Annotated in this window: 28 protein-coding genes; 12 read left to right on the top strand and 16 right to left on the bottom strand. The window is 69.9% G+C overall.

The features are described from left to right. Positions 1-114: 114 nt before the first annotated feature. On the top strand, positions 115-1,278 hold the full coding sequence (locus tag AB0L71_RS09225; RefSeq protein ID WP_365239993.1) for a TetR/AcrR family transcriptional regulator: 1,164 nt from the start codon (positions 115-117) through the stop codon (positions 1,276-1,278). A gap of 126 nt (positions 1,279-1,404) precedes the next feature. Here AB0L71_RS09225 and AB0L71_RS09220 read toward each other — a convergent pair whose 3' ends face one another. The 3 genes from AB0L71_RS09220 to AB0L71_RS09210 form a co-directional block, all read right to left on the bottom strand. Next, on the bottom strand, positions 1,405-2,604 hold the full coding sequence (locus AB0L71_RS09220) for an oxygenase MpaB family protein (protein ID WP_365239991.1): 1,200 nt from the start codon (positions 2,602-2,604) through the stop codon (positions 1,405-1,407). Between the two features lie 368 nt (positions 2,605-2,972). Then, positions 2,973-4,169: a macrolide family glycosyltransferase gene (locus AB0L71_RS09215; protein WP_365239989.1), complete on the bottom strand. Its 1,197-nt coding sequence runs from the start codon at positions 4,167-4,169 to the stop codon at positions 2,973-2,975. 58 nt (positions 4,170-4,227) lie between these two features. Next, positions 4,228-4,881 (bottom strand): CatB-related O-acetyltransferase, encoded by a 654-nt coding sequence (locus tag AB0L71_RS09210; RefSeq protein ID WP_365239987.1) that lies wholly within the window; start codon positions 4,879-4,881, stop codon positions 4,228-4,230. Between the two features lie 99 nt (positions 4,882-4,980). Between AB0L71_RS09210 and AB0L71_RS09205 the strand changes: the two genes are divergently transcribed. Continuing rightward, positions 4,981-5,607, top strand: a complete 627-nt coding sequence (locus tag AB0L71_RS09205; protein WP_365239985.1) for a TetR/AcrR family transcriptional regulator — start codon at positions 4,981-4,983, stop codon at positions 5,605-5,607. A 185-nt stretch (positions 5,608-5,792) separates the two neighbouring features. Here the strand turns inward: AB0L71_RS09205 and AB0L71_RS09200 are convergent, their stop codons facing one another. The 4 genes from AB0L71_RS09200 to AB0L71_RS09185 form a co-directional block, all read right to left on the bottom strand. After that, positions 5,793-6,773: a DUF2804 domain-containing protein gene (locus AB0L71_RS09200; protein ID WP_365239984.1), complete on the bottom strand. Its 981-nt coding sequence runs from the start codon at positions 6,771-6,773 to the stop codon at positions 5,793-5,795. Further along, on the bottom strand, positions 6,770-8,614 hold the full coding sequence (locus AB0L71_RS09195) for a sugar-binding domain-containing protein (RefSeq protein ID WP_365239982.1): 1,845 nt from the start codon (positions 8,612-8,614) through the stop codon (positions 6,770-6,772). Before AB0L71_RS09195 ends, AB0L71_RS09200 begins: the two co-directional genes overlap by 4 nt. A 180-nt stretch (positions 8,615-8,794) precedes the next feature. After that, positions 8,795-10,384: a glycoside hydrolase family 13 protein gene (locus AB0L71_RS09190; RefSeq protein WP_365239980.1), complete on the bottom strand. Its 1,590-nt coding sequence runs from the start codon at positions 10,382-10,384 to the stop codon at positions 8,795-8,797. Further along, a complete protein-coding gene (locus AB0L71_RS09185) occupies positions 10,374-11,606 on the bottom strand; it encodes an MFS transporter (RefSeq protein ID WP_365239978.1) in 1,233 nt (410 codons plus the stop codon). The genes AB0L71_RS09190 and AB0L71_RS09185 overlap by 11 nt, the downstream gene beginning before the upstream one ends. Positions 11,607-11,702: 96 nt before the next feature. Here AB0L71_RS09185 and AB0L71_RS09180 point away from each other — a divergent pair, with 96 nt between their 5' ends. After that, on the top strand, positions 11,703-12,308 hold the full coding sequence (locus tag AB0L71_RS09180; RefSeq protein WP_365239976.1) for a TetR/AcrR family transcriptional regulator: 606 nt from the start codon (positions 11,703-11,705) through the stop codon (positions 12,306-12,308). 674 nt (positions 12,309-12,982) lie between these two features. On the opposite strand, the gene AB0L71_RS09175 is transcribed toward AB0L71_RS09180, so the two are convergent. The 3 genes from AB0L71_RS09175 to AB0L71_RS09165 form a co-directional block, all read right to left on the bottom strand. Continuing rightward, positions 12,983-13,945 (bottom strand): SRPBCC family protein, encoded by a 963-nt coding sequence (locus AB0L71_RS09175; RefSeq protein ID WP_365239973.1) that lies wholly within the window; start codon positions 13,943-13,945, stop codon positions 12,983-12,985. Positions 13,946-13,951: 6 nt separating this feature from the next. Continuing rightward, a complete protein-coding gene (locus AB0L71_RS09170; protein WP_365239971.1) occupies positions 13,952-14,788 on the bottom strand; it encodes a histone protein in 837 nt (278 codons plus the stop codon). Positions 14,789-15,812: 1,024 nt separating this feature from the next. Beyond that, on the bottom strand, positions 15,813-15,968 hold the full coding sequence (locus AB0L71_RS09165) for a DUF6131 family protein (protein WP_365239969.1): 156 nt from the start codon (positions 15,966-15,968) through the stop codon (positions 15,813-15,815). A 260-nt stretch (positions 15,969-16,228) separates the two neighbouring features. Between AB0L71_RS09165 and AB0L71_RS09160 the strand changes: the two genes are divergently transcribed. From AB0L71_RS09160 to AB0L71_RS09120, 9 genes are all read left to right on the top strand, one after another. Beyond that, positions 16,229-16,609 carry a gas vesicle protein gene (locus tag AB0L71_RS09160; protein ID WP_365239967.1) on the top strand — a complete coding sequence of 127 codons (381 nt, stop codon included), beginning with the start codon at positions 16,229-16,231 and terminating at the stop codon, positions 16,607-16,609. An 83-nt stretch (positions 16,610-16,692) separates the two neighbouring features. Further along, positions 16,693-17,130, top strand: coding sequence for a gas vesicle protein GvpJ (gvpJ, locus tag AB0L71_RS09155; protein ID WP_365239965.1), 438 nt, complete (start codon positions 16,693-16,695; stop codon positions 17,128-17,130). Between the two features lie 3 nt (positions 17,131-17,133). Next, positions 17,134-17,847, top strand: coding sequence for a GvpL/GvpF family gas vesicle protein (locus AB0L71_RS09150; RefSeq protein ID WP_365239963.1), 714 nt, complete (start codon positions 17,134-17,136; stop codon positions 17,845-17,847). Positions 17,848-17,856: 9 nt separating this feature from the next. Next, entirely contained in the window at positions 17,857-18,108 is a 252-nt protein-coding gene (locus tag AB0L71_RS09145; RefSeq protein ID WP_365239961.1) for a gas vesicle protein GvpG, read from the top strand. A gap of 106 nt (positions 18,109-18,214) precedes the next feature. After that, positions 18,215-18,634: a gas vesicle protein gene (locus AB0L71_RS09140; protein WP_365240367.1), complete on the top strand. Its 420-nt coding sequence runs from the start codon at positions 18,215-18,217 to the stop codon at positions 18,632-18,634. Then, positions 18,631-19,446 (top strand): GvpL/GvpF family gas vesicle protein, encoded by an 816-nt coding sequence (locus AB0L71_RS09135; RefSeq protein WP_365239958.1) that lies wholly within the window; start codon positions 18,631-18,633, stop codon positions 19,444-19,446. Before AB0L71_RS09140 ends, AB0L71_RS09135 begins: the two co-directional genes overlap by 4 nt. Next, positions 19,443-19,691 carry a gas vesicle protein gene (locus AB0L71_RS09130; RefSeq protein ID WP_365239956.1) on the top strand — a complete coding sequence of 83 codons (249 nt, stop codon included), beginning with the start codon at positions 19,443-19,445 and terminating at the stop codon, positions 19,689-19,691. Before AB0L71_RS09135 ends, AB0L71_RS09130 begins: the two co-directional genes overlap by 4 nt. Next, a complete protein-coding gene (locus AB0L71_RS09125; RefSeq protein ID WP_365239954.1) occupies positions 19,681-20,088 on the top strand; it encodes a gas vesicle protein K in 408 nt (135 codons plus the stop codon). Before AB0L71_RS09130 ends, AB0L71_RS09125 begins: the two co-directional genes overlap by 11 nt. Positions 20,089-20,118: 30 nt before the next feature. Further along, a complete protein-coding gene (locus AB0L71_RS09120; protein ID WP_365239952.1) occupies positions 20,119-20,292 on the top strand; it encodes a CsbD family protein in 174 nt (57 codons plus the stop codon). Between the two features lie 166 nt (positions 20,293-20,458). On the opposite strand, the gene AB0L71_RS09115 is transcribed toward AB0L71_RS09120, so the two are convergent. From AB0L71_RS09115 to AB0L71_RS09090, 6 genes are read right to left on the bottom strand one after another with little or no spacing between them, the layout of a single operon-like run. Further along, on the bottom strand, positions 20,459-21,205 hold the full coding sequence (locus tag AB0L71_RS09115) for an arylmalonate decarboxylase (protein WP_365239950.1): 747 nt from the start codon (positions 21,203-21,205) through the stop codon (positions 20,459-20,461). After that, positions 21,202-21,921 (bottom strand): hypothetical protein, encoded by a 720-nt coding sequence (locus AB0L71_RS09110; RefSeq protein WP_365239948.1) that lies wholly within the window; start codon positions 21,919-21,921, stop codon positions 21,202-21,204. The genes AB0L71_RS09115 and AB0L71_RS09110 overlap by 4 nt, the downstream gene beginning before the upstream one ends. Beyond that, complete coding sequence (locus AB0L71_RS09105; protein ID WP_365239946.1) at positions 21,918-22,808, bottom strand: SDR family NAD(P)-dependent oxidoreductase; 891 nt, start codon at positions 22,806-22,808, stop codon at positions 21,918-21,920. The genes AB0L71_RS09110 and AB0L71_RS09105 overlap by 4 nt, the downstream gene beginning before the upstream one ends. After that, positions 22,805-23,788: a hypothetical protein gene (locus AB0L71_RS09100; RefSeq protein ID WP_365239943.1), complete on the bottom strand. Its 984-nt coding sequence runs from the start codon at positions 23,786-23,788 to the stop codon at positions 22,805-22,807. Before AB0L71_RS09100 ends, AB0L71_RS09105 begins: the two co-directional genes overlap by 4 nt. After that, positions 23,785-24,546 (bottom strand): hypothetical protein, encoded by a 762-nt coding sequence (locus AB0L71_RS09095; protein WP_365239941.1) that lies wholly within the window; start codon positions 24,544-24,546, stop codon positions 23,785-23,787. The genes AB0L71_RS09100 and AB0L71_RS09095 overlap by 4 nt, the downstream gene beginning before the upstream one ends. 5 nt (positions 24,547-24,551) lie before the next feature. After that, positions 24,552-25,742, bottom strand: coding sequence for an aromatic ring-hydroxylating dioxygenase subunit alpha (locus tag AB0L71_RS09090; protein ID WP_365239939.1), 1,191 nt, complete (start codon positions 25,740-25,742; stop codon positions 24,552-24,554). Positions 25,743-25,764: the final 22 nt, after the last annotated feature.

The following is a 25,764-nucleotide window of genomic DNA, read 5'->3' as shown; positions in this document are numbered from 1 at the left end:
GAGGTGGTGCCGGATGTGCGTCCTGTGCGGGCCGCGCCGGGAGGGCCCGAAGCCTTCGAGCAACGTGTGATTGACTGACCGCATGGCCCTGTCCCCGTATTCGCCCGTTCGGCCGTGACCGCCGATCCGACCACGGCCGCTCGGCCCCGCAACCGCAAGCAGCTCATCGTCGAGGCGGCCGGCCGGGTCTTCAGCGAGCGCGGCTACCACCGGGCGTCCATGGAGGAGATCGCCGCCGGCGTGGGCATCACCGCGGCGGCCCTGTACCGGCACTTCCCGAACAAGTACGCACTGTTCGCCGAGTGCGCCGACGTCATGGTCGACGGGCTTGTCGCCGCGCTCGACGAGGTGCCGCCCGGGGCGCCCCTGACGGATGTGTTCACCGCCGTCACGCGGGTCACCGTCGCGCATCGCGCGTCGGGTGGCCTGTACCGGTGGGAAGCCCGGTACCTCAACCGTGTGGACCGGCGGCATCTGAAGGCGAAGTTCGGGCGCCTCGTCGTGCGGGTCGACGAGGCGGTGCAGCGCGAGTACCCGTTGCCCGACGAGGGCCTGCGGGCCGTGGCAGCCCTCGGTGCGATCGGGTCCATTGCGATGCATCACACCTCCTTTGCCCAACGTCGGGCCGAGGAGCTGCTGTTGGAATGCGCGCTGCGGGTGGCCGCGACCGATCCGGCGGCGTCCCGAAGGGGCGCACGCCCCGTCGAACTGCCCGTCCGGACGGTTCCGCCCACGCGACGCGCGGAGATCCTCGGGGCCGCCATCCCCCTGTTCGCCCGGGACGGGTTCGCCAGCGTCACCAACGGACAGATCGCTGAGGCGGTGGGACTGGCGCCGTCCGCGCTCTACCGCCACTACCCCAACAAGGTCGACATCCTGGCGGCGGCGTGCCTTCAGGCGGCGGGACTGCTGGCCCAGGCGGCGGACCAGAGCATTCATGAGGTGTCCGGCCCGCACGAGGCCGTCGTCGCGCTGGCGGCGACGTATGTGGCGTACTGCTTCGAGCACACCGCGCTCAACAGCGTTGCCGAAGCCGAGCTCGCCGGCCTGCCGGCCGACCTGCGGCGGCCCTTGGTCCTCGCACAGCGTGAACACATCGCCGTCTGGGAGCAACAACTGCGGCTGGCCCGGCCGGAGCTGGACCCGCGCCGGGCGCGGGTGCTGGTGCACGCGGCGTTCGGCGTGACGGTCGAGGCCGGACGCAGACTGCGGTGGCAGGACACACCCGGCCACCGTGACGCCGTGACCGCTCTGGTCGTCGGCGCCCTGGGTCTCTGAGCGGACGCAAGGACCGAGCACGTGAGGGGGCGCGGCGCCGTGAAGCGCCTCGCACGGAAACCACCAAGGCGCCCGCCCCTCGGCGCGCTTGCCGCGGGGCGGGCATCTGTGGACCGGATCGCCGGCTCAGCCGGCCGCCCTGTTCCCGGTGGGGATCGTGATGCCGGTCGTGGTCGGGGAGGTGCCCTTGTTGAGGAACAGCATGGCCAGGGCCCGCACGAACTGGTCGACCATGTAGAAGGTGCCGGGCATGATGGGCGACAGCCCCTCGTGGAAGAGGATGTAGGCCGGCCACGCGGTCTTGATCAGGGCCGCTGACACGTAGTCCCGTTCCAGTCCCAGCCAGTCGCCGACCTCGTTGCTGAGGACATAGCGCACGAACTCGTTCAGGAACCCGCGCGTGACACCGAGGTCGATCTCCGCGGTCAGGCCGAGCAGATCCTCGGCCAGTGCGATGCCCTCGGTCGTCGGGGTGAGGATCGGGGTGAGCACCTGCGCGGACTGCGCTTCCGCAGCCGCCCAGGTCTGCGGAATGTGCTCGACCGGCACACCCAGCAGGTAGAGGGCGACCTGCCACGAGTGCAGGAAGGCTTCCTGGTCCGCGGCCGGGAACGGGACCTTCCAGTCGAGCAGCTTCCTGCGGACGTAGGTTCCGAGGCTGTGGAAGGTGACCAGGATGTCGGCGGCGCTGATCGGGATGGACTCGTCGGTGACCGCCGCCCACTGCGGTGACTGCGGCAGCAGATGACGGACCGCGGCGTGCACCACTCGGGTCTTGTTGGCGGTGACGACGAACTGCCCCGTCGGCTCGTAGGCGTCCAGCTGGGACAGGTCGTAGCCGAACGTGAACGTCTTGGCCGCGCGGTCCTTCATGTTGGCGCCACCCGCGGACCAGTAGACGCTTCTGGCCTCGCGCGGGATCACGGTGCTCATGATGCCGCTGCCGAGGCCGTACAGCATGAACAGATAGAGGTCCCTGCGCCGGTTGAAGTCGGCGGCGCGGCGCAGCTTGGTCATGTCGGCCCACGAGGGCAGCTGGTTGACCTGCTGCAGATATGCGGCGAAGTCGGTCGGCAGACCACTGGGCAGCGGGTCGTTGTTGTTCACCCACGTCGCCCACGCGCTGTTGATCGACGGAACCTTGCCGGCGTCGACCATCGAAGCCATCAAGGGATCCGCCGCACTGTCCCAGACGTACTCCGGCCCGGTGCCGGTGCCGGTTCCGGCCAACGAGGGCCCCGCCCACGCCTGACCGGTTTCGGTCACGCCCACCAGGCCGAGCGCGACACCGAGGGACAGTACTCTTCGCCTGCTGAGATTCTGCATTGACTTACCCGCTTCCCTGAGGACGAGACGGTGCTATGCATCTTTTTTCACAAGGCAGTTAGGCGACCATCATGCTGCGCACGCTGCTGAGTGATGTGATTTCCTATTAACATAGCGACGTCCGCCACCGTCGGCAATGGTGCTGACGCAGGGGCGTTGCAGACCTTCCCGAGCCGCACTCCGGTGCGGATCCCATGACCACGGGGTACCGACCCGAAATGGGCCGACACGCTTACCGACGCGGACCGGCGGGCGCATCTGGATCCACTCCATCCCCCCGCCCTTGACGGCGGTCTTCCCACGCTTGTTCTGCAGGTACAGGTCCTCGGATGAGGACGGCGCCGGCCGGGGAAGGGAAGCGGCAGTGCTCAGAGCGCGGGGCTCTCGGCGGCGGCCAGGATGTCCTCGATGAGGTCAGCAGCGCGCGGGGTGCCGCCCTCGGCCCGGCCGGCGGCCTGCAACTGCTTGGACCGGCCGATCCGTTCCGGATCCGTGACCAGGTCGTTCAGCGCCGCCCGAAGGATCTCGGCGGTGGCATCCGCGGTGTCCACACGCCGGGCGACGCCGAGTTCCACGAGCCGGTCCGCGTTCATGAACTGCTCGGCTCCCTGCGGCACGGCGATCATGGGAACGCCGGCGAGGAGCCCTTCGCCGCAGCCGCCCATGCCTGCGTGAGTGACGAAGGCGTCGGCCTCTTCCAGGATCGCGCGCTGCGGGACCCAGGCGTGCACCTCGACGTTGGGCGGGATGGTGCCGAGCTCCTCGGGGTCGGTGTACTTGCCGATCTGGAGTACGACGTGCCAGCCGGGCAGGTCGCCGAAGGCGGCGATGCACTGGCGGTAGAACGCCGGTCGGCGCGTGTACGCCGAACCGAGCGAGATCAGCAGCACATGGTCTGCGGCCGCCGGGCGGGTCCAGCCGTCCGTGTCCGTTCGGCTGTCGAAGCAGGGGCCGACGAAGGTCACCGTGTCGGTGTCGACTCGATCGGCGTGCGGCTGCATCGCGCGCGGGATCAGGGCGAGGGCCCGGGCGGGCGGGCCGGAGAACGTGTCCACGTCCGTGGTGGCCGCCCCGCAGTCGGCGAGCCACCGCCCGAACCTGTCCCGGTACGCGTCGGCGCCCGGCAGCTTCCGCAGATGCGCCGCGACGTCCTCCTGATAGCCTTCCCAGCCGACGAACGTCGGGGACAGCTGCACGAGGGGACGGCCCTGCACTTCGGCGAGGGCGCGCGCGGCATGGGCGCCGATGTCGTAGAGGTACAGGTCGGCCGGATCGTCGGCGTAGGCGGCACGCAGGTGCGGGAGCGCCTGGACGGCGTCGTCGAGGAAGAGGCTCGCCGCGGCGATGGGATCGGCAGGCCAGTCGTTGTCCGCGACGGGCAACGTGGAGGTGCAGGCCACCAGCTCCGCGCCGGCGGACTCGATCAGGTCGGCCACGAACGGGTCGTTGGCACAGGTGACCCTGTGCCCGCGGGCCACCAGCTCACGGATGAGCGCGAGGCTGGGCAGGACATGGCTGACGATGGGGACGCCGACCATCGCGACATGGGCGCGGCGACGGGACATGGGTGATCACTCGTTTCTGGCGCGGGGCAAGTGCGGGCGGCCTGGCGGGGACACGGTGTCACGGCCGGTCGGTCTGCGCGGCAGCCTCCTCCAGGTCGGCGACGGTGCCCGACATGATCGTCCGTACATGCCTGGTGATGTGCCGCAAGGGCCAGTCCCACCACGCGACGGCGAGGAGCCGGGCGATGTCCGCGGCGTCGAAGCGGGTGCGGATGAGCCGGGCGGGGTTGCCGCCGACGATGCCGTAGTCGGGGACGTCGCCGGTGACCACGGCGCCGGCGGCGATGATCGCGCCGTGGCCGATGCGCACACCGGGCATGACCGTCGCGCCGTGGCCGAACCACACGTCGTTGCCGACGACCGTGTCGCCCCGACCGGGCAGATCGGTGATCAGGTCGAAGTGCTCCGCCCAGGAGCCCCCCATGGTGGGGAACGGGAAGGTGGAAGGGCCGTCCATGCGGTGGTTGGCGCCGTTCATGATGAACCGGGTGCCCGTCCCCAGCGCGCAGTACTTGCCGATGACGAGCCGCTCGGGACCGTAGTGGTACAGGACGTTGCGCGTCTCGAACGCGGTCGGGTCGTCCGGATCGTCGTAGTAGGAGAAGTCACCGACCTCGATCAACGGCGACTTCACGAGCGGCTTGAGCAGCACCACACGCGGGTGCTCGGGCATCGGATGGAGCACGGCGGGATCAGCGGGAACGGGCGGCATCGTGGAGGCGGTTCCTCTCAAGTGAGCCTAGAGCGACAACTGTCGCATTAAAATGCTGACACAGCCCTGCCGCCTTGCTCAACCGGATACCGGTGACCCATGACAGACCCACTGGACACGACGACGGACCGCCGTCCGGGCGGTCGCACCGCCCGCATCCGCGCCCAGGTTCTCGATGCGGTGCGCGCCGAACTCGCTGAAGGCGGTCACGAAGGACTCACCGTGGAGGGTGTCGCGACGCGGGCCGGAGTGCACCGCGCCACGGTCTACCGGCGTTGGCGCGATGTCGGCGGCCTGCTCGTCGACGTCATCGACGCTGCCGGCGAAATCGACTGGCAACCGCCGGACACCGGCTCGCTGCGCGGCGATCTGACGGCCCTCAACCAGGAGATCCAGGAATCCCTGGTCGTACAGCCGTCGCTCGCCGTCGCCCTGATGGCCGCCTCGTTCCACTCCGAACAGGCCGCGCGGGCCCAGACGCAGCTGTGGACGGACCGGTATGCCCAGTGCGAGATCCTCGTCGAGCGCGCCATCGAGCGCGGTGAACTCCCCGCACAGCACACGGACGCGCGGAGCCTGCTGATCGCCGCCACGGCACCGCTCTACCACCAGCTGGTGCTCCTACGTGCCGATCCGGACCCGCAACTCCCGGAACGGGCTGCGGAGGCAGCAGTCCTGGCTGCTGCCTCCGGTGCCTTCTACGTCCGCCGGGAAGAGAGCGTGTGATCGCGGCGGCAGGGAGTGAACATGATCTGACGTACCATCAGAAACCGGAGGCCCGATCAGCGGGCCTCGAACCGGAACCACTGCTAACGCCGATCGCGGCACCGCCTGTCCTCGCGCCCGATCCAGCACCGCGCATGACCCGGTGCTCCCTGTCCGTTCGCCGCAGCTGTACGAGAACAGGGCCTTCACCAGCGGTTGCGCGCCTCCTCCGCCCATCCGGTGAGTCCGTCGAGTTCCACCCAGGTGCCGTCGTCGGCCCGTGCCCGCCCCGTGAAGTGGCCGAAGCACTGGTGCGTCTCGCCGGCCACCACCCCGAGGCTGGTCCTGGCGATCTTCTCGTGGAAGGGATGGAAGGCGGCCTCCACGCGGGGGCCGCTGATGCGCCACGGGCGCAGCCAGTCGGAGCGGTCGTAGGTCCACTCCAGCTCGTCACCGATCTTGTGCAGCCGGCCGTCGACGAACAGGGCGTTCTCCGTCGATCCGGTCCCGTCGGTCCACTTGCCGCCGAGCTGGACGGCGCGTCCCGGAGCGCAGCCCGCCGCCCAGTTCCAGGTGACGGAGTACGGCCATTTACCGCGCCCGTGGTCGAGGACGGCGAAGGAGTCGGTCTCGCTGATCGGGATCCGCTCCGTGCCGAGCGTGAGGAGTCCGCGCACGGGGCGGCCGAGGTCCTTCACGGTGTACTGGAATCGGTGCCGGCTCCAGGGCACGACGACGCCGAGCGACTCGTGGCCGTCCGGCAGCGGTACCTCGACGTCCAGGCGGATGCCCGGCGCGGTGGCGGTGACGGTGGTGCCGACCGGGTGCTGGACGAGTTCGATCGTCACACCGCCGCCCCGCACCGAGGCCGTCCCGGCGCCGCTGCGCTCGGGCATACGGACGCCGCGGGCCAGCGGTGTCACGGCGTCCTTGGACAGCTCGCGGCCGGTCGACCGGTCCAGGACGTAGATGCCGTGCACCCCGGCGTAGTCGAGCGAGGAGGCGACCAGCCCGACGATGTGCGAAGGGGTGACGATGCCCCAGTACTCCCAGCGTTTGCCCCGTCCCCAGCCGCGCAGGTTCGAGCGGTGCAGTGGGCGCCGGGTCCAGCCGACCGCGGCGGGGTCGAGCCGGCCGTCGGGCAGGCACAGGTCGACAGGGGCGGTGATCTCGCGTTCGGCGGTCATGACAGCCGGAGCCTTTCGTTGATGGTGCGAACCAGGTCGGCCGGCAGCTTGAGGACGGCGCGGTCGTAGGTGAGCAGGCCGTTGATCTCGTCCTCCACATCGGTGAGCTGGGTGTAGACGGTGGCGCTGAGACCGCCGCGGGTGACGGCGGGGAGGATCTCGCGGTGGTGCAGCCGGGCGAAGGCCGCGGCGAGCTCCTCCGGTGACGTGAAACGCTTGTAGCCGAAGTGCCGTTGCCCCCATACGTGGTTATCGACGGTCATGCTGTAGCCGCCGTACTCCGACAGGACGAGGGCGCGCCGGTCCCGCACACGGCGCCCGGGACGTCGGCCGGCGGCGGACCGGCGCCGGAGGCACGGGGCCGGGGGCCTGAACCGGCGGAAGTACACATGGAGGCTGCGCAGGTCGCCTGCGCCCTGGTCGTGCCACCCGCTGGCGTGGTCCACCACCCGCGTCGGATCCAGTTCCGCCAGCTCCCCGGCGATCCGGGCCGCGTCGAACTGCCCCCACCCCTCGTTGAACGGCACCCAGACCGCGAGGCAGGTCACGCTGCGCAGATGCTCCACCGTCTCGCGCAGCTCGGCCTCGAAACGCGCGCGGCCCGCCGGGTCCGACCGGCCGAACCACGCATGCCGCCGGTCGTCCAGTCGCAGCGGCGTGAGCACCGGTGCGGTGATCACGGCGGGCCGGTAGGGCAGGCCGCCGTTCACCATGTCCTGCCAGACCAACAGGCCCAGCCGGTCGCAGTGGTGGTACCAGCGCAGCGGTTCGACCTTGATGTGCTTGCGCGCCATCGTGAAGCCGAGCTCCTTCATCGTGACGATGTCGTGGACCATCGCCTCGTCGCTGGGCGGGGTGTAGAGCCCGTCCGGCCAGTAGCCCTGGTCGAGCACTCCGGCGTGGAAGTACGGCTCGCCGTTCAGCAGCAGGCGCGGTACGCCGTCACGGTCCGGACCGACACCGAAGGAGCGCATGCCGACGTAGCCGGTCACCCGGTCCTCGCCCAGTTCGACCTCGACGTCGTAGAGGTACGGGTCCTCGGGTGTCCACAGGCGGGCGTCCGGGACGGGCAGCACGATCGGCCGCCCCGCCGGGCCGGTCGTCTCCGCCACCGGCCGGCCCTCGGCCAGCACCCGTACCCGCACCGTGCCCGCGGCGCCGGCGGCTTCCGCGTCACGCGCGTGCACGGTGACCTCCACGGCGGAGTCGGACAGGCGGGGCACGAGGGTCAGCCGTTCGACATACGTCGCGGGTACGCACTCCGCCCACACCGTCTGCCAGATGCCGGACTGTGCGGTGTACCAGATGCCGCCCCGGCGCAGCCGCTGCTTGCCGCGTGACCCGGCGCCGGTGTCGTCCTGGACCGCGACGACCAGGGTGTTCTCCCCCTCCCGCAGCGCAGCGGTGAGGTCGCAGACGAACGGAAGGTAGCCGCCTTCGTGCCCGCCCACCTCGACACCGTTCAGCAGGACCCGGCAGACCTGGTCCACCGCACCGAAGTGCAGCAGCACCCGGCCGCCGGGCCGGGTGAAGCCGTCGGGCAGGAGGAGCGCCCGCCGGTACCACAGCGTGTGGCCGGGCATGAGCTGCCGCCGGACGCCGGACAACGGGGCCTCGGGCGAGAAGGGGACGATGATCTCGCCGTCGTAGACCTCGGGTTCGGTGCCGTACGCGCCGGTCCCCCCGTCGGCGGCTGCGGGCTCGGTGTCCCTGATTGCGTACTCCCACCTGCCGTTGAGGTTGAGGTGGCTGTCGCGTACGAGTTGGGGGCGCGGGTACTCGGGGAGCACCGCGTCGGGGTCCAGCGCCGCACCCCAGCGGGTCAGCAGTTCACCGGACACGTGTCAACCTCCGTCGTTCATGGGATCTGTCGTACACCGACGCACGGGCCGGGCCGGCGGGCCCGAACCCTCCGGTCCACGCTGCCCGGCCGGTGCGGCGGGGCGGGTCGTCGGGTCCGACGCGTACGGTGCAGGCGCTCGGCTCCGTGCCGAGCGGCCTCAGGCGCTCTGCGGCGGCGATCACGACAGCCACGCCGTCGTGTCGGCCGGCAGGCGGTCGCCGTCCAGCGGGCCGCTCGCCAGCAGGACGGAGCCGGGCAACGGCACGGGCCGCGAGCCGAAGTTGGTCACGAGCGTGAAGCCCGGCTCGCGCCGGAACGCCAGCACGTCGGGGCCGAGGTCCAGCCAGGTCAGGCTGCCGTCCCCGGTGCCGAGTGCCGGGTGGCGGCGGCGCTCGGCCAGCGCCCTGCGGTACAGGGCGAGCGTCGACTGCTCGTCGGCGCGCTGCGCCGCGACGCTGAGCGCTCCCCAGCCGTCCGGCTGCGGAAGCCAGGTCGGCACCGGCCGGTCCGCGAAGCCGTACGGCGGCTCCTGACCGGACCAGGGCAGCGGCACCCGGCAGCCGTCCCGGCCGATGTACGTCCGGCCGGTGCGCTCGTACATCGGGTCCTGCCGCTCTCCGTCCGGGATCGCCAGGTGCTCGGGGAGGCCCAGTTCGTCGCCCTGGTAGAGGTACGCCGACCCGGGCAGGGCGAGCTGGAGCAGTGCCGCCGCCCGCGCCCGCCGGGTGCCGAGCGGTAGGTCCACCTCGACCCGGCCGAGCAGGACCTCGGCGGTCGGGGCGCGGACCAGGTCCTGGTGGATCCCGTACCGCGTCACTTGGCGGGGCACGTCGTGGTTGCCCAGCACCCACGGGACCGATCCGCCCGTCTCGGCCGCCAGCCGGTGCGAGTCCTCGATCACCGCGCGGAACTCCGCGGCCGACCAGGGGGTGGGCATGAGCCGGAAGTCGAAGAGCTGGCTGAGTCCGTCCCCGGCGAGATAGGGGCGGGCCAGGTCGGAGGAGCCGAACCAGATCTCGGCCACGGTCGTCGGGTCGCCCGGGTAGGACCGCAGGATCTTCCGCCAGGAACGGTAGAGGTCCAGCAGCTCCGGCTGGTGCTCGTAGGGCAGCGCCGCGTCTGCGGGCGCCAGGTGCGAACCGGGCGAGGCCTCGGACAGATCGGGCAGGCCGTCCTGTTTGAACAGCAGATTGGCCACGTCGATGCGGAACCCGGAGACGCCCCGGTCCAGCCAGAACCGCAGTACCTGCTCGAACCTCGCGGCCACCTCGGGGTGGCGCCAGTTCCAGTCGGGCTGGCCGGAGTCGAACAGGTGCAGGTACCACTGTCCGTCCGCCACCCGGGTCCAGGCGGGGCCGCCGAACTTCGACTGCCAGTTGTTGGGCTCGTCACGGAAGATGAACCGGTCGCGTCCCACCCCGCGCAGCGCCTCCTGGAACCACGGATGCTCCACGGAGCAGTGGTTGGGCACGATGTCCACGATCACCCGGACACCGAGCCGCCGCGCCTCGGACACGAGCGTGTCGAAGTCCGCCAGCGTGCCGTAGCGGGGGTCCACGTCGCAGTGGTCGGCGATGTCGTAGCCGCCGTCCGCCAGCGGCGAGGGGTAGAACGGATTCAGCCAGAGCGCGTCGACGCCGAGGTCGGCGAGGTGGTCCAGGTGCGAGACGAGGCCGGTCAGATCGCCCTGGCCGTCGCCGTCGGCGTCCGCGAAACTGCGGGGGTAGACCTGGTAGACGACGGCGTCGCGCCACCATTCACCGGACACTTCGGATCCTCCATATCAGCAGAGCGCCGCAGACGGCGAAGACCGCGGCCACGCCGTACATGAGCGGATAGCCGCCCGCCGACGTCACCAGGGGCGCGGCGATGACCGGCCCGAGCATGTTGGACGCCGAGTTGGCCAGGCTCACGATTCCCAGGTCCTTGGCCCGGTCGGCGTCGGTGGGCAGGAGCTGGGTGACCATGGCCTGGTCGACGGCGACGAACATGCCGTAGCCGGCACCCAGCAGCCCCGAAGCCACCAGGGCGGCGCTCCAGCTGGTGAACAGGCACAGGACCACGCCGGCCGCGGCCATGGTCAGCCCGCCGGCGCAGACGGCCGGCCGGCGGCGCCCCGACCGGTCCGACAGCCAGCCGGCCAGCAGGGTCGGCACGACACTGCTCAGCGTGAACACCGCGACGAGGACCACCACGCCCTTTTCCACGGTGGAGTCGGGGAAGAGCCTCTCGTAGTGGACGGCGTCGCGCAGGAAGTACTGCAGATAGCCGATGCCCATGGCAAGGGTGAGCGTGATCAGCAGTCGGCTCAGCCATGCCCAGGCGAAGTCGGGGTGCCGGCGGGGGTTGATCCAGAAGTTCCGGGCGAACTCGGCGAGGCTGAAGCGTCGTTCGTCCTCGTGCTCCGGGTCGCGGTTGACCAGACCGAAGGGCAGCACCAGGACGAGAACAAGGACGGCCATCGCCAGGAACCCGGCCCGGACCCCGGTGAGCAGGACGGTCGCCACCACGCCGCCGAGCAGCGGCCCGCTGAGCTGACCCACGCCCGCCAGCGCGGACGCCTTGCCTCGCTGCGGCACGGGCACCTGGTCGGGGACGGTGGCGATCGCCGTGGCCAGGGCGGCGGTGAAGGACAACTGCGCGACCACCCAGCCGACCACCAGACCGGCGACGGTGGTCTGGAACGCCAGGAACACCAGCGAGGCCGCACAGACCAGCGCGCCGCCGATGATCCAGGGCCGACGCCGGCCCAGCCTCGAGCGGGTGCGGTCGGACAGGGCACCGAACAGGGGGTTGGCGATTACCGTGCACACCGCGCCGACCGCGAAGACGAGTGCGAGGGACGCCTCCTTGTGGTCCGGATCGATGTCCGCCACCTGGGAGGGAAGCAGGATCTGGGTACCGACCGTCATCGCCATGACGATCCCCATCTGGGCCAGGGAGAGCAGTGACATCCAGCCGAATGAGACTCTGGCTGGGCCTGCGGTCATGGACGTGCTCAATCGATCCTCCAAAACGTGATGAGGTATCACGTTAGGACATGATGGGGCGTTGTGTTAAGAGAGGGGATCATGGAGCTTTCCGGAGTGCGTCGCCGACCTGTCCAGCAGCGCAGCATCGAGCGGGTGGAGCGCATCCTGGACGCGTGCGGGGAGTTGCTGGACGAGGCGGGTTTCGACGCGCTCACCCCGGCCGAGGTGGCCCGCCGCGCAGAGGTCCCGGCCGCCACGCTGTACCAGTTCTTCGACGGCAAGACGGGCCTGATGCAGGCACTCGCGATGCGCAACCTGGAGCTGCTGCTGGACCGGCTGCGGCGCCGCGCCGCGGCGGAGCCCCTGCTCGGTTGGCCGCGCGCCGCGGAGATCGTGGTCGAGGAGACGGCCGCGATGCGCCGGGCCGTCCCCGGCTTCACGGTCGTGGACTTCGCCGACACCCGCCCGGGCGGCACGCGATTCCTGCCGCCCGGACGGACCGAGGGCGACGACATCTTCGCCGAGCGCCTGTACACCTTCGCGGTCGAGGAGGCCGGGCTGCCCGAACTGTCCGACCCCTATCGCGTCATGCGTCTGACCATCGAGGCCGCCGCGGTGGGCCTGCGGCTGGCCTTCCAGCACTCCCCGGACGGCGACGCTGCGATGATCGGCCAAACCCGGCGTCTGCTGACCGCCTACCTCACCGACGTGACCTGCTGATCCGGGGAACGCGGGGGTGGACCCCCGGTGCCGGCCCGGGACGGCTGGACCAGGACCTTCACCGACATCCGGCTCTGCGCGGCCGCCGTCGACCGGCTCGCCTTCAGCGGCACCACCGTCGACCAGGACCGGATGGACCCGCCACACCCCGACGGCCCGCTTCCCTCACCGACGACGGCGGACCGTCCGCATCATCTTCACGAGGCTGATTCGTCCGGGTGTTCAGAGGACGCACGGCCACGGGCACGTCGCAAGAGGTCCTTCGCCAGGAACACGACCCAGACCGCCAGAAAGAGCGCCGCGACGACCCGCGCCCAGGAGGCAGTGCCGCTACTGGCTGCTGTCCACCCATAGAACACGATGCTCAAGCACATCCCACCTGGGCTGGCGAAGAACTCTTCTCTCGCATTTCGTGACATCCCCACCCTCCTCCGCCACTCCCGGCCCCACTCGGGATCCGTCCCCCGTCCCCAGACGTTCGAGCCGGCGCTGCCGGAGTTGCTCTGCCCTGCCCTGCCCATCAGGAAGAGTAGCGCGATGGGGAATGCCGGACAGAGACCGGAACTGACGGGACGCCGGGCCCCACTTGTGGACCCGAGTCGGACGCTGCCGGCCGCCCAGGACCCGATCGGGCGCCCCGTGTCGCCATGGTGCGGCGCTGTTCCTGGCGGGGCTTACGCCTCGTACTCCTCGTCCTCGTCCTCGTACTCCTCGTCCTCCTCCTCCCCGTTCTCGTCCTCCTCCTCGTTCTCGTTCTCATACTCCTCGTCCTCGGGCTCCTCGCCTTCTGCGCCTTCCGCGTCCTTCTGTTCAGCCTCCTCGTCCTCCACGGCTTCTTCGTGGGACACGACGACTTCGCCATCCCTGATTTCGCCACGCCAGCCCTCGGGCTCTTCCTGCGTGAGGGAGACATACCGCTGAAAGTTCTTGAAGTCGAGCCGCATGCGGCGCCCTTGGGCACGCCAAAGGTTGCCCGTCTTCTCGAAGAATCCGGACGGGTAGTACTCCACGACCAGGACGATGCGAGTCAGGCTGGGGGCCAACTCATGGAAGCTGACCGCCCCCCGGGTAGTGCCCTTGGCGCCCTCCGATGTCCAGACGATGCGGTCGTCGGGAATCTGCTCCTGGACAGTCGCTTTGAAGCTGCGCGAGGAAGGGCCGACCTTGACCTTCCAGTCACTGGTCATCTCATCGCTCTTCGAGACGTCGCGAACACCCTTCGCGAAGCTACTGAAATGGTCGTACTGCGACCAGTGGTCATACGCGAACCGCAGGGGCACTCCCACATCGAGAACCTCGATGATGTTCATGACCTTGCCGCCACTCGACTTGCGCTTCCCCTTTCCGCCCCCAAACGCTTCCTTCACCTTCCCCACGACGCTTTCCTTGACCCCCTTGGCCTTCTCCCCGACGAATGCCTTCAGTGGCGATTCACCCCGGAGGATGCGGGAGCCGATCGCGGGAAGCGATCCGGTCTCGGCCACATCGGTGAGCTGCTCCGTGACGCCGGCCAGTTTGTCGCCCGCCTTCTCGGCGAGTCTCTCCACCTGCGCAGTAAGGAAGTTGGACAGCTCTTCCCTAAGCCTCTCCGCACCCGACTCTTCCACTGCGGGCTGGTCAATTTCCGTTCTGGTCATGGCGGGCTACCTCCGGCGCTCGGCGCGCTTGGATGCTCTTTGTTTCGACGCCGACGTCTTCCGGGCCGCGGTCTTCTTCGCCGGAGTCGTCTTCCGGGCCGCGGTCTTCTTGGCCGGAGTCGTCTTCCGGGCCGCGGTCTTCTTCGCCGGAGCCGACTTCCGGGCCGCGGTCTTCTTCGCCGGAGCCGACTTCCGGGCCGCGGTCTTCTTCGCCGGAGCCGACTTCCGGGCCGCGGCCTTCTTCGCCGCCCGAGGCTTCTCTTCCTGGGCGGGAGCGGCCTTCTTGCGTGCCGCGCCTCCTCGGGGTTCTCTTCCGGGCTTCGCCGGTTGTCGAGAAATGCGCTGCTTCGGCTGCGTCTCTTCCGGCTCCTCCTCTTCTTCTTCCTCCCCCTCTTCCTCCTCGTATGCGCCTTCCGGCTCCTCTTCTTCCTCTTCCTCTTCGGGCTCCTCCTCTTCCTCGTACTCAGCTTCCTCTTCTGGTTCGTACTCCTCCTCTTCCTCCTCTTCCTCCTCTTCCTCCTTTTCCCGCTTCTCGCCAAGCTGGGCGGTACGGTCGCTGAGGGCGTCGGCCAGCGAACTCATGCCTCGGTCGGCAGCAGCCGCCACCGCCTTTCGCCCAGCGTCGAAGACTTCCCCCTTCAACTGCTCCTGCAACTCGGCGAACTGGGGAATCTCGCCGAGTCTGCGCATCCCCTCGGCGGCAAGCTGTCGGGGTTCGAGGCCGAATCGCCTGCCCGCCAAATAGGTTGCAATGGTCAGCGCCAGCCGGCCCTTCTTCGTCCGGCCCAGCACATATCCGCCCACCACTGCAGCCGCAAGGGTCACCTTGGCCGTGTCATCCATGAATGCGTCACCTTCGATCGTTTGGCGCAGGGCCGATTTGTTCGTCATTCAGCCGGCGAACACCGGCCGTTCCTCGCTTCGTACGACTGCCGCGGGCTCATGCCTCCGTCTTCAAGCTCCTGGCGAGGACGGGGCACTCCTGGATCGTGCGACTCACGACCGGCAGCCTCTTCGATGCTTCTCCCCCACGCAGATCACACCGCGTACCGGTGTGAGGGGGAACGCGAGTAATCCCGTGTCAGACTCTGGCGGCCGGGATGTGAGCGCCGCTCGACGTGTTCGCGCTGCGCGGGCGAAACGCTCCGTCACGCTTCGGGAGTCTTCGCTGTTGCCGCGATTGACAGGGAATTACACGGTGAGCAGGTATCCCGGGACGTCCCGTCCAGTGGCTACCCGCACGGACCACGGGTGTATGAGCTCGCGGAGAACTCGTCGACCGGCTTCATATCCGGCACGTCGACGTGCCTCCGCCGGCAGCCGTCGGGAAACGACGACTGCGGCAACCTGCCCGTGCCGGATCGCGCTCGGAGAGGCAGACGGGATACGACCGCCGCCGGCGTTCCTCGGCAGCGGTCGCAGGCATGGGTCGGCCTTCCGGTTGTTGTCACTCATCGGCGGCACCCCGCCGGTAGCGGCGAAGGGCGTGCGGCAGACCGTTGTCGTCAACGATTTCCCGGCGTGCGGCCGACATTCTTCTGCCATGCATGCAAGTCTGATCGCTCTCGGGCCCCCCGCACCTTGAGCAGAGCCATCGGGCGTTCCTGCTGAGCTGAACTGCCCCGGATGCACGCAAGAGGCGCGTCAAGAATGGTGGTGGGAGGACTCCCTGTCGGCCCGTACGACGGATGCTCATCGAAAATGGCCGACGCCCTGATGCCCCCGGCCGGATGTCTACGCCGATCCGGTTCGTACGGCGACGGACCGTCGTGTGCGTGCCCGCTCAACCATTCGGCCCCAGACGCCATACATGGGGGTCCCTACCGCGTACCGGCTCTTCCGCCAGAAGCTCTCGGAGAACGGACGGCTACCAGTAGTGCTTTCGACCGCGCACGGCGTGCCCGACGGAACCCAGGATCCAGAGAATGACTCCGATCACGAGGAGCACGATACCGATGGTCCACAGGATCGACAGGCCGGTCACCAGACCGATGATCAGCAGAATGACGCCGAGAACAATCATGGCGTCCTCCGTCCTCGCAGGTCCTTTCAGTATGCGCCTCACCCATGCACGCAGCGATGCAGGCCAGACGGGGGCCACAGGGGATCCCCCGGCACGGCCGGCATGACGCGACCGGCGGACTGCGTCACATGGCTGGGGTGTCTCCAACGCCGACCGAGCCGTGCACGCCAGCCCGAGGTGCGGTCATCCCAGGCCGTATATCATGAAATGGTCCTGAATGGGCACGGGCAGCGTGTCGTCTCCGATTCCGGAGAGGGAACATGGCCGCAGGCGAAGAGGACGAGACCCAGCACGTCCGGCGTCCGTCGAGCAAGCACAGCACCAGGAAGACCAGTGCGGGACGGACCAGCAGCCGAACGAGCGAGACGAAGCGGGCTCGCAGAGTTTCGGCCCCGCGAGCCATGCAGTACGCATCCGAGCAGCTCCAGGAGCTTCTGGGGCGAGCCCCCGAGTCCGTCTCGGCTCTGAAACCGACCGAGGACGGCTGGCAGGCGGATGTGGAAGTGCTGGAGCTGGAGCGTGTCCCCATGACCACCAGCGTGATGGGGACCTATCGCGTGACGCTGGATAAGGAGGGCGAACTGGTGGCGTACGAGCGCACCCGTCGCTACACCCGAGGGCAGATCGACCGGCGCAGCTAGGTCCGGACCGCTACGCAGCACCGTTCGCAGGACGAGCGGACGGTACGCCCGGAGCCAGGCGTAGGCCGCTGAGAGGAGGCACCATGACTGTGGTGCCGCAAGGCGGAGGAACCATTTCCAGGGGTGGCGGAGGAGGGTCCGGGAACCTCTACGACATCCTCGATCTGATCCTGGACCGCGGCCTGGTCATCGACGTGTTCGTGCGGGTGTCGCTGGTGGGCATCGAGATCCTCAAGATCGACGCCCGCATCGTCGTGGCGAGCGTGGACACCTACCTGCGCTTCGCAGAGGCCTGCAACCGCCTCGACCTGGAGGAGGGGCGCAAGGCACCCGCCGAGCTGACCGACCTGGTCGGCGAGGTGACCGAGAGCGGATCGCACGGCAAGGCCAAGGGAGCCCTCAGCGGGGCCGCCGAAGTGGTGACCGACGCCCTCAGGTCGAGACATGAGGACGACGAGGAGACCGAGGAGAGGCGGGAGCGGCCGAGGCGTCGGCCTGCCGCCCGGCGCCGGAAGGAGTGAGCCATGGCGGTCTACGTCTACTCCATTGTCGGGACCACTCATCTGCAGCGCCTGGACGGCCTCGACGGAGTGGGGAACCCGCCCTCGACCCTCCGCACCGTGCACACCGAAAAGCTTTCTGCGGTCGTCAGCGACGCTCCCGAGGAGCTACGGCCCAAGCGCCGCGACCTGGCCGCGCACCAGGCCGTCCAGGAGCGCCTGATGGCCGACGGTACGGTTCTGCCCCTGCAGTTCGGCTTCACCACCACGGACGACGACGCCGTACGAGCGGTGCTGGAGGACCGTACGGACGAGTTCACCGAACGGTTGCAGGCGCTGGAGGGCTGTGCCGAATACCACCTGAAGGCCGCCCAGGACGAGGATGCGCTGCTGCGGCAGATCCTCCAGGAGTCCGACGAGGCACGGCGACTCAACGACGAGATCAGAAGCGGCAGCAGCAGCCCGGAACTGCCGCTCGCCCTCGGGGAACTGGTCTCCCAGGAAGTGCAGGCACGAGAGGATCAGCTCGCCGCCCGGGTCCTCGATGCGCTGCGCGGATTCGCGCGCGAGGAACGCTCGTCACAGGTGACCGGGAACGACTTCCTGAGCGCGTCCTTCCTGGTGGAGCGGGACAACGAGAAGAGCTTCCTCGGCGCGAAGCGGGATCTCGCCAAGGAACTGGGTGAGGACTTCGACCTCCGGCTGATCGGTCCGCTGCCCGCCTACAGCTTCGTATGAGGAGTCCTCATGGGACTGTTGACACAACTCGCCACCCTGCCACTGGCGCCGGTACGCGGCGTGGCGTGGGTCGTCGAGCGCGCCATCGAAGCCGCGGAGAACGAGTACTACGACCCCGCGCCCATCGAGCGGGAACTCGCCGAACTCGAGCGGGCGCTGCTGGCGGGAGACATCGACGAGGAGACCTTCGACCGGCGCGAGGACGAGCTGCTGGACCGACTGGACGAGATCAGGGCCCATGTCCAGGACACCGGTACCTGATCGCGGCAGTCGCCGCGAAGGCGGAGCGCCGCCACACGCTCCCGTCGCAGCGCCGGAACACCCGGGATAGAGGTGGAGCGTCGTGAACCAACCCGTCGCCAGGAGGATGGGCGACTACCCGTCCAGGGCCGCGCCGTACGGCGGTCAGGGCTCCTCGGCCAATCTCGCCGACATCCTGGAGCGGGTCCTGGACAAGGGGATCGTCATCGCGGGCGATATCCAGATCAACCTGCTGGACATCGAACTGCTCACCATCAAGCTGCGCCTGCTGGTCGCATCGGTGGACAAGGCGAAGGAGATGGGCATCGACTGGTGGGAGCACGATCCTGCACTGTCCTCACGCGCCGATGACGGCTACCACTCACTCGCCCAGGAGAACAAACGGCTTCGCGCCGAGATCGAGGCCATGCGCGCGGGCGGTGAGCTGCCCCCGGCCGAGGACGAGAAGAGCCGCCCTGCCGCCCACCACACCCCACGTAGATCACGCACCAGACGGGCCGAGCCGCAGGAGCGGGATGAGCCATGACCGAGGTCATCACCTACGCCTACGCCGTGACGCAGGACGCCGACGGAGCGCTGGAGAAGGAGTTGGCCGGGCTTGCCGGAGTGGCGGACGCGCCGGTGCATCTGGTGCGTACAGGGCACCGCGGTGACGTGGTGGTCGCCGTCAGCCCGGTGCCCGCCGAGGACTTCCAGGAGGCCGCGCTGCGCGCACACCTCGAGGACCTGGACTGGCTGGAGTCGGTCGCCCGCGCCCATCACCGAGTGATCGAGGCGCTGGCCGCACGCACCACCGTCCTGCCGCTCCGGCTGGCCACCGTGTATCTCGACGACGAGCGGGTGAGGCAGATGCTCGATGCCCGCCGCGAGGCGTTCGCCGAGCGACTGTCCGACCTGGCCGCGCAGGTGGAATGGGGCGTCAAGATCTACGTCGAAGCGCCGGCGGCCACCGGAACCCCGGCGGAGCCGTCCGCAGAGCCGGACCTGAGCCCCGGACGGGCCTATCTCAGCCACCGCCGAGCGCAGCGCCACGCCCGCGACGACGCCTACCGCGACGCCGAACAGGCGGCCCGGCGTGTCGAGGAAGCGGCGCGCGAGGTGGCCGTTGACCGGGTCCAGCACCGGCCCCAGCAGGGCGAACTCGCCCGCGGGCCGGGAGAGAACGTCGTCAACGACGCCTACCTCGTGCCGCTGGCGCAGGCCGAACAGTTCCGGACCGCCGTGATGCAGGCCGCCGAGGGGCTTCAGGGGGTGCGGGTCGACGTCACGGGCCCCTGGGCGCCCTACTCCTTCGCCACGCCCGCCGAAGCCGAACCCTTGAGGAGAGCAGCGCCATGAGGGCGGCGGGCGGCGGACCGCCGGCCCTGGCGGAAGAGCCGCTGCCGGACCGGCAGATCGCACTGATCGACCTGCTGGACCGGCTGCTGAGCGGAGGTGTGGTCCTCACCGGTGACGTCGTGCTCTCGATCGCCGAAATCGATCTCGTACGCATCTCGCTGCGCGCGCTGATCGTCTCCATCAGCAAGGAGAACCCCTCCCCGTGGCCCGCCCCCGCACCGCTGCGAGGCAGCCATGACCGATGAAACCCGCAGGCCCGCCGACCGCTCCGCCGAAGTCGCCGACGCGGCGGCCCGCGCCTTCCGGCTGCTGCCCGCCGCACCGCAGGACGTCCTGCCGCCGAGGGGATCGCAGGCGCGGAGAGCCACACACCGGGTGAGCACCGACCCCGACACGGTGGAACGGGACCTGATCAAGCTCGTTCTCACCATCGTCGAGCTGCTGCGACAGCTCATGGAACGCCAGGCACTGCAGCGGGTCGACGCCGGAGACCTCACCGAGGAACAGGAGGAGCGGCTGGGCGCCACACTCATGATTCTGCACGAACGCATGGTGGAACTCTGCGCTCGATACGACCTGTCGATGCAGGACCTCAATCTGGATCTCGGACCTCTCGGAACATTGCTGCCACCGTCCGAATAGCACGTGACCGAAGGCCCATAAGGAGCAGACATGGGCTTCAGGAAGAAGACCAAGAACGTCAGTGAGATAGCCGAAGGGAAAGCCAAGGAAACCCTCGGGAAGGCCGTTGGCAACGAAAAGCTGGAGAGCAAGGGGCGGGCCGAGAAGACCAAGGGCATGCTGAAGCAGGCCGTGGAGAAGGGCAAGGACAAGTTCCGCCACTGAAAGGCACGCTCAGGCCCCAACAGTCACGGCCCCGCCGCCGCACTCCGTGCACCGACGGGGCCGGCGACGTGTACCCCGGCCCCGGCTGCTCCCGCCTCGCGGGCACCTGGGCCCGAGACGAAGCCGATCGCATGGCACCCAGCCGCCACGGCCGTGCTCGGGCGGGTCAGTGGTCGCGCAGCAGGCTGCCCGCCCCCTCGATGCGTTCGGTGACGCCGTTGTCCCGCAGCGCCATCCACCAGGTGGCGGCGTTGATCGCGATGACGGGCAGGCCCAGCCATCGCTCGGCCTCGTCGGCGAGCCGCACCATCGACAGGTTGGTGCCGCACTGGACGAGGGCGTCGACGCCGGGCAGGGCGGCGAGGGAGGTCAGGGCCTCGCGCAGTTCCTTCTCGGTGACATGGGCGATGGACACCGCGGTGGGGCAGCGCAGCCCGGTGATGCCGGCCACCTCGAAGCCGAGTTCGGTGAAGAAGCGGCGTACGTTCTCGTCGCCGACCGGCTGATAGGGCGTCACCACCCCGATGCGGCGGGCGCCGAAGAGGCGCAGGGCCCGCTCGCACGCCTCGGCGCCGGTGGCCACCTGCAGTCCGGTGATGTCGTGGATCTGCTTGATGAACTCGCGGTTTCCCTCCACCCCGCCCCAGAAGGTCTCGGCGGACATGCCCATCACCATGTAGTCCGGCTCGCAGGTCAGGACCCGCTCGCAGGCGCCGCCGATCTCGGCACGGATCTGTTCCAGGAGGCGTTCCATGCCGGCGTCGCCGTCCATGCCCTGGTCACGGATGTGGATCCGGGAGAAGTGGGCCGTGACACCGGGCACGGTCATCCGGTAGAAGTCGGGCTCCACGATGGTGTTGGTGCTCGGGGCGATCACGCCGAATTTGCGGCGCCAGCCGAGGGCATCGGTCATGGGGTCACCGTCCGGGGGTCGGAGTCGGGGTCGGGGGCCGCCGGGCCGGAGGCCGAGGCGGTCAGCGCGGGGGCCAGCCGCCAGGCGGCCAGGACCGCGGCGGCCTGGGTGAGGGTGTTGCAGGACTGCTCCACCCACTGGAGGGCCACGCTCTGGTCGGGGCGTGAGGCGAGCGGGCCGAGGACGTACATGCCCAGCAGCCAGAACCCGGCCGCCGAGGCGGCCAGGGTGTCGCCGGCGGCGCGTGCCAGGAGGATCAGCCGCACGGCGCACACAGTCACGGCCGCGATGGTGAGGATCATGACGGGGACCGTGGAGGCGAACGCCGCCGAGGCGGCGGCCGCCACGGCCCACAGCCCGGCGAACACCCAGGGCAGCCGGGAACGGTCCGGGGTGCGGCCGTCCATACTCGGCGCGGCGGGCAGCGGCAGGCGCAGCAGGGCGAGGGCCAGGAGCAGGAACCCGGCCGACAACAGGGGGAACAGTGCCTTGTTGAGCGGCTGGATGTCGGGACCGTCGAAGGCGACGATCAGTTTCCACACGGCCTTGGACAGGCCTCCGGCGCCGATCAGTGCGGCGCCGGCCGCGGCCCACGTGCGGCCGGCGCGGCCGGTGCGGGCGGCGGGCGCGACGAGGCGGGCCGCCGCGACGGCGGTCAGCAGCACCGGGACGAAGTCCTCGACAGCCAGCGACACCGGGTAGTCGAGGTCGCTCATCGGGTCGCCTCCTCGTCCTGGCGCGCGGGCGCCTCTCCCCCGTCCGCCTGCGACGGCGGTGCGCCTGCCGGCTGGTCGGGCATGATGTGGCGGCGGCGGAAGGGTGCGGTGGCGAAGCGCACGGCGGCCTTGCGGTTGGTCAGCCAGGCCACCCGGCCGCCGTTGCGGGTGCGGCCGGACAGGACCTGGTCGGCGAGCCAGGGGGTGACGGTCTCGACGGTGTCGGCCAGGATGTCGAAGACCTTGCGGGCCTTCTCGTACTCCTGCGGGCTGTACCCGTGGGTGAGGACGTCGGTGACGACCATGCCGGGCGAGAGGGCCATCGCCCGCACGTCGTGCGGGTGTCCCGCGGCGGCGTGTGTGCGGAGATCGGCGGCGAGGGCGCGGGTGAGGTAGGTGACGGCGCTCTTGGTGGCGCCGTAGGCGCCGAGTCCGGGCAGCAGGCGGCCGTCCGAACCGAAGCCCTCCATGTTCCACACGGTGCCGCGGCCGAGTTCGAGGAAGCCCTGCACGGCGACGGCCGAACCGTTCGCCACGCCCATCAGGTTGGCGTCGACGACGTCACCTGTCTCGTTCTCGGTCAGCTCCCACAGCGGTCGGCGGGCGGTGGTCGTACCCGCGTTGTTGATCCACACGTCGACCGTGCCGAACGCGTCCAGGGCAGCTCTCCACAGCGCGGCGAGTTGGTCGCGGTCGGTGACGTCGGCGGGCCGGCCGATCAGCCGGTCCGGCGGGGCGTCCAGGTGGGTCACGGCCGCCTGGACGGCTTCGGGGGTGCGTCCGCACAGGGCGACCCGGCAGCCCCGGTCCAGGAAGGCGCGCGCCAGCCCGTGACCGATGCCGCGGGTGCCGCCGGTGACGACCACGACGGGTCCAGTGGCGGTCATGGCGCGCTCCAGTCGAGGACGCCGTGCACGACCGCGGTGAGGAGCTGGCCGTCGAAGATCTCGTAGGTCACGGCGAGCCGGCCGCCCGCGTTCATGCCGGGGGTGGCGTCGAGGGCGTACTCGCGGCCGACGACGCGCTGCGCGCGGCCGTCCGCGAAGTGCCAGACGGGGAAGTTGGCCCGTCCGAACGCCTGGGCGTTGCCCCAGGCGCCGGGTCCCTCCCAGAACTCGCGGGTGCCGTCGCGGCGGCGCACCACGGTGGCCTCGCGGTCCAGTCCGCTTCCGGTCCAGGTGAGGTGGTGCTCGGTCCGCAGCAGGTCCAGCGGGGTGAGCCGGTCCTCGACGCGGACGGTTCCGAGGGGCTTCTGCTGGGCGTCCCACACCTCGCACTCCCCCGTGAACGCGCCGGCCTGCTTGGTGGGCAGGATCCACGGCACGGGCCCGCAGCGGGTCTCGGCGGCGAGGTGGGCGGCGATCGCCTCGCGGGTGGCGGGGTTCTCGTCGTGGTCGGTGGTGCGCTTGTAGACGCCGTTGAAGCAGCCGACGACGGTCCAGCCCTGGTAGAGCACCGAGGAGTAGACCTGTGTCTCGCCGTCGGGCAGCACGTGGTTCCAGGTGTTGAGACCCACCTGCCAGCCGGGCCCGTAGTAGCGGGCGTCCACGAAGGTGCCGTAGGGCTGTCCGCTTCCGTGGAAGTCGGGGCCGACGTAGACCCGGGTGTCGTCGCCGTCGGTGACGCCGAAGGCGAACGGGGCGGCGAGCCGGAACCGGCCGGCGAGCGGGCCGCCGCCTTCGAGGCCGCCGTCCATGCGATAGACGGTGGCGCCGTCGGTGTACTCGGAGGAGCGGCGGATGTCCTCGTAGCCGCACCAGGTGCCGGTGGCGTCGAACAGGGAGGGCCGGCCGTGCCATTCGCCGGCGATGCGCTGCTGCCAGACGCTGGGGCCGGCGTCGTCGGCCGGGGCGGGGTTCTCGGTCACGGGGTCTCCTCCACGGCCGGGCGGCCGGTGATCAGCAGGGAGCGCAGGCCGTCCGCGACGTCGGTGCCGACGAGGCGGTCGACCTGGGCCCAGACCGGGTCGACCTCGCGGCTGAACAGCAGGGACCGCATCCGGTGGTCCCGGTCGGCGAGGCCGGAGTCCTTGACCTCGTCGGCGGCCTCGGCGGGGAAGTTCTCGGCGAGGGCGAGCCAGTGGTCGAGGTAGGTGTCGGCGAGCGGGCCCACCTCGGCGAAGGCGGCTGCGTCCGCGCGATGGGCGAGCATCCACGGGGACATCAGGGCCCGCTGCCGGGGGGTGATGTGCGCCGCGGTGAATCCGGTGACCTCTCCGGCCTTCTCGAACGCGGCCGTGAGGGGGACGTAGACCTGTTCGGTGTAGGCACGGTTGGGAGCCAGGTCGGCGCGCTGCACCAGGTCGAGGTGGAAGGCGTGGATGTCGCCGGTGCGCACGGCGTCCAGGGTGAAGTGGGGCAGCGGGCCGTCATCGGCGCCGAACGCGAACACCATGTGGCTGTCGAGGCCGATGGGGGCGACGACGAGGGAGATGTGGACGACGGCGGCCACCTGACCCTCGCCGGTGAAACAGCGGACGGAGCCGGCCGGGCCGGGGAAGGCGTTCGAGGTGAGTTCGGACCACGGGGTGGCGATCTCGGTGACGTCGGTTTCGGCGACGAGGCGGTCCAGGATCCGCAGGGACAGCGCGGTGGGCGGGCTCTGGGGGTCGGTGGTGTGCGACATGACGGTTACTCGCTCTCCGGTTGCTCGGCGGACTGTTCGGCGCTCTCCACCGTCGGGTGGAACCCGTTCGCCTTCTGCTCCCAGGCACGGGCGAACTCGGGGATGTCACGGCGTCCCGGCGAGGCGATCACGGTGGAGGTGCGTTCGGGCACGTCGCCGGTGATGCGGTCGGCGGCTCCCACCGCCCAGCCCTTGGCGGCGAGTTCCTGGCGCCGGCGGCGGTAGGCCACCGAGATCATGTCGGAGCGCAGGTGGAGTTCGGCGCCGAGGTCGGCGGGCAGGAGTTCGGGCCGGGTCGCGTCGACGACGGGGGCGTCCTGGCCGAAGATCCGGTACACCCGCTTGCGGGCGTTGGCATCGGCCCAGGAGCCGGTGAAGAAGTCGCGCAGGGCGATCCACTTGACGAGCGTGGTGGTCTCGTCGATCGGGATGTTGGTGTCGTAGATGATCATGTTGCCGAAGGGCAGCCGCACATGCAGCTTGATCAGGTTGGGGAGCATCCAGCCGGCCGTGGTGACCACCGGCGGCCGTTCCCTGCCCTGGGCCTGGCGGTCGGCGTAGAGCTTGGCCCACAGCCCCTTCGCGCTCGGCGGGTGCATGGCGACGGTCGCGAACGCCGACCACTCGTCGGGCTGTTCGACCGTGTACTCCTCGACCTCGGGCCGGTCGGGGTTGCCGAAGGCGCGGCCGTGGACGAACGGGGTGTGGGCGATGTCGCAGCCGTTCTCCAGCACCCGCTCGTAGTTGGAGTTCCACAGGTACTCCCCGGTGACCGCCCGGAAGCGGCCGCCGTTCTCGACCAGGTCGTCGAACTCGGGCCACACCGGGATCGGCGGGCGCTCCTCCTCGGGCAGATCGCCCATGAACACCCAGACGAATCCGTAGCGTTCACAGACCGGGTACGCGTCGACGCGGGCCTTCTTGGGGATGCCCCGGCCCGGCATGTTCGCCGGGATGGTCGTGCACGCCCCCTCGGGGTCGAACTTCCATCCGTGGTAGGGGCAGACGACGCAGTCGTCGGAGAGGGTGCCGCCGGAGAGGGCGGCGCCGCGGTGGGCGCACAGGTCGGACAGAGCGACGGGCTTGCCGTCCTTGGTCCGGTACAGGACCAGGCTCTGGCCCAGACAGACCACCTTGACGGGCTTGCGGCCGACGCGGTCGACGAACTCGACCGCGTACCAGAAGTTCTTGAACATGGCGGGGAAGCGCTCCTCGGGT

It is taken from the genome of Streptomyces sp. NPDC052052, assembly GCF_040680455.1.
Lineage (GTDB): Bacteria > Actinomycetota > Actinomycetes > Streptomycetales > Streptomycetaceae > Streptomyces.
Note: the sequence above shows the minus strand (reverse complement) of the source record. Positions and strands in the feature narration are given on the sequence as shown.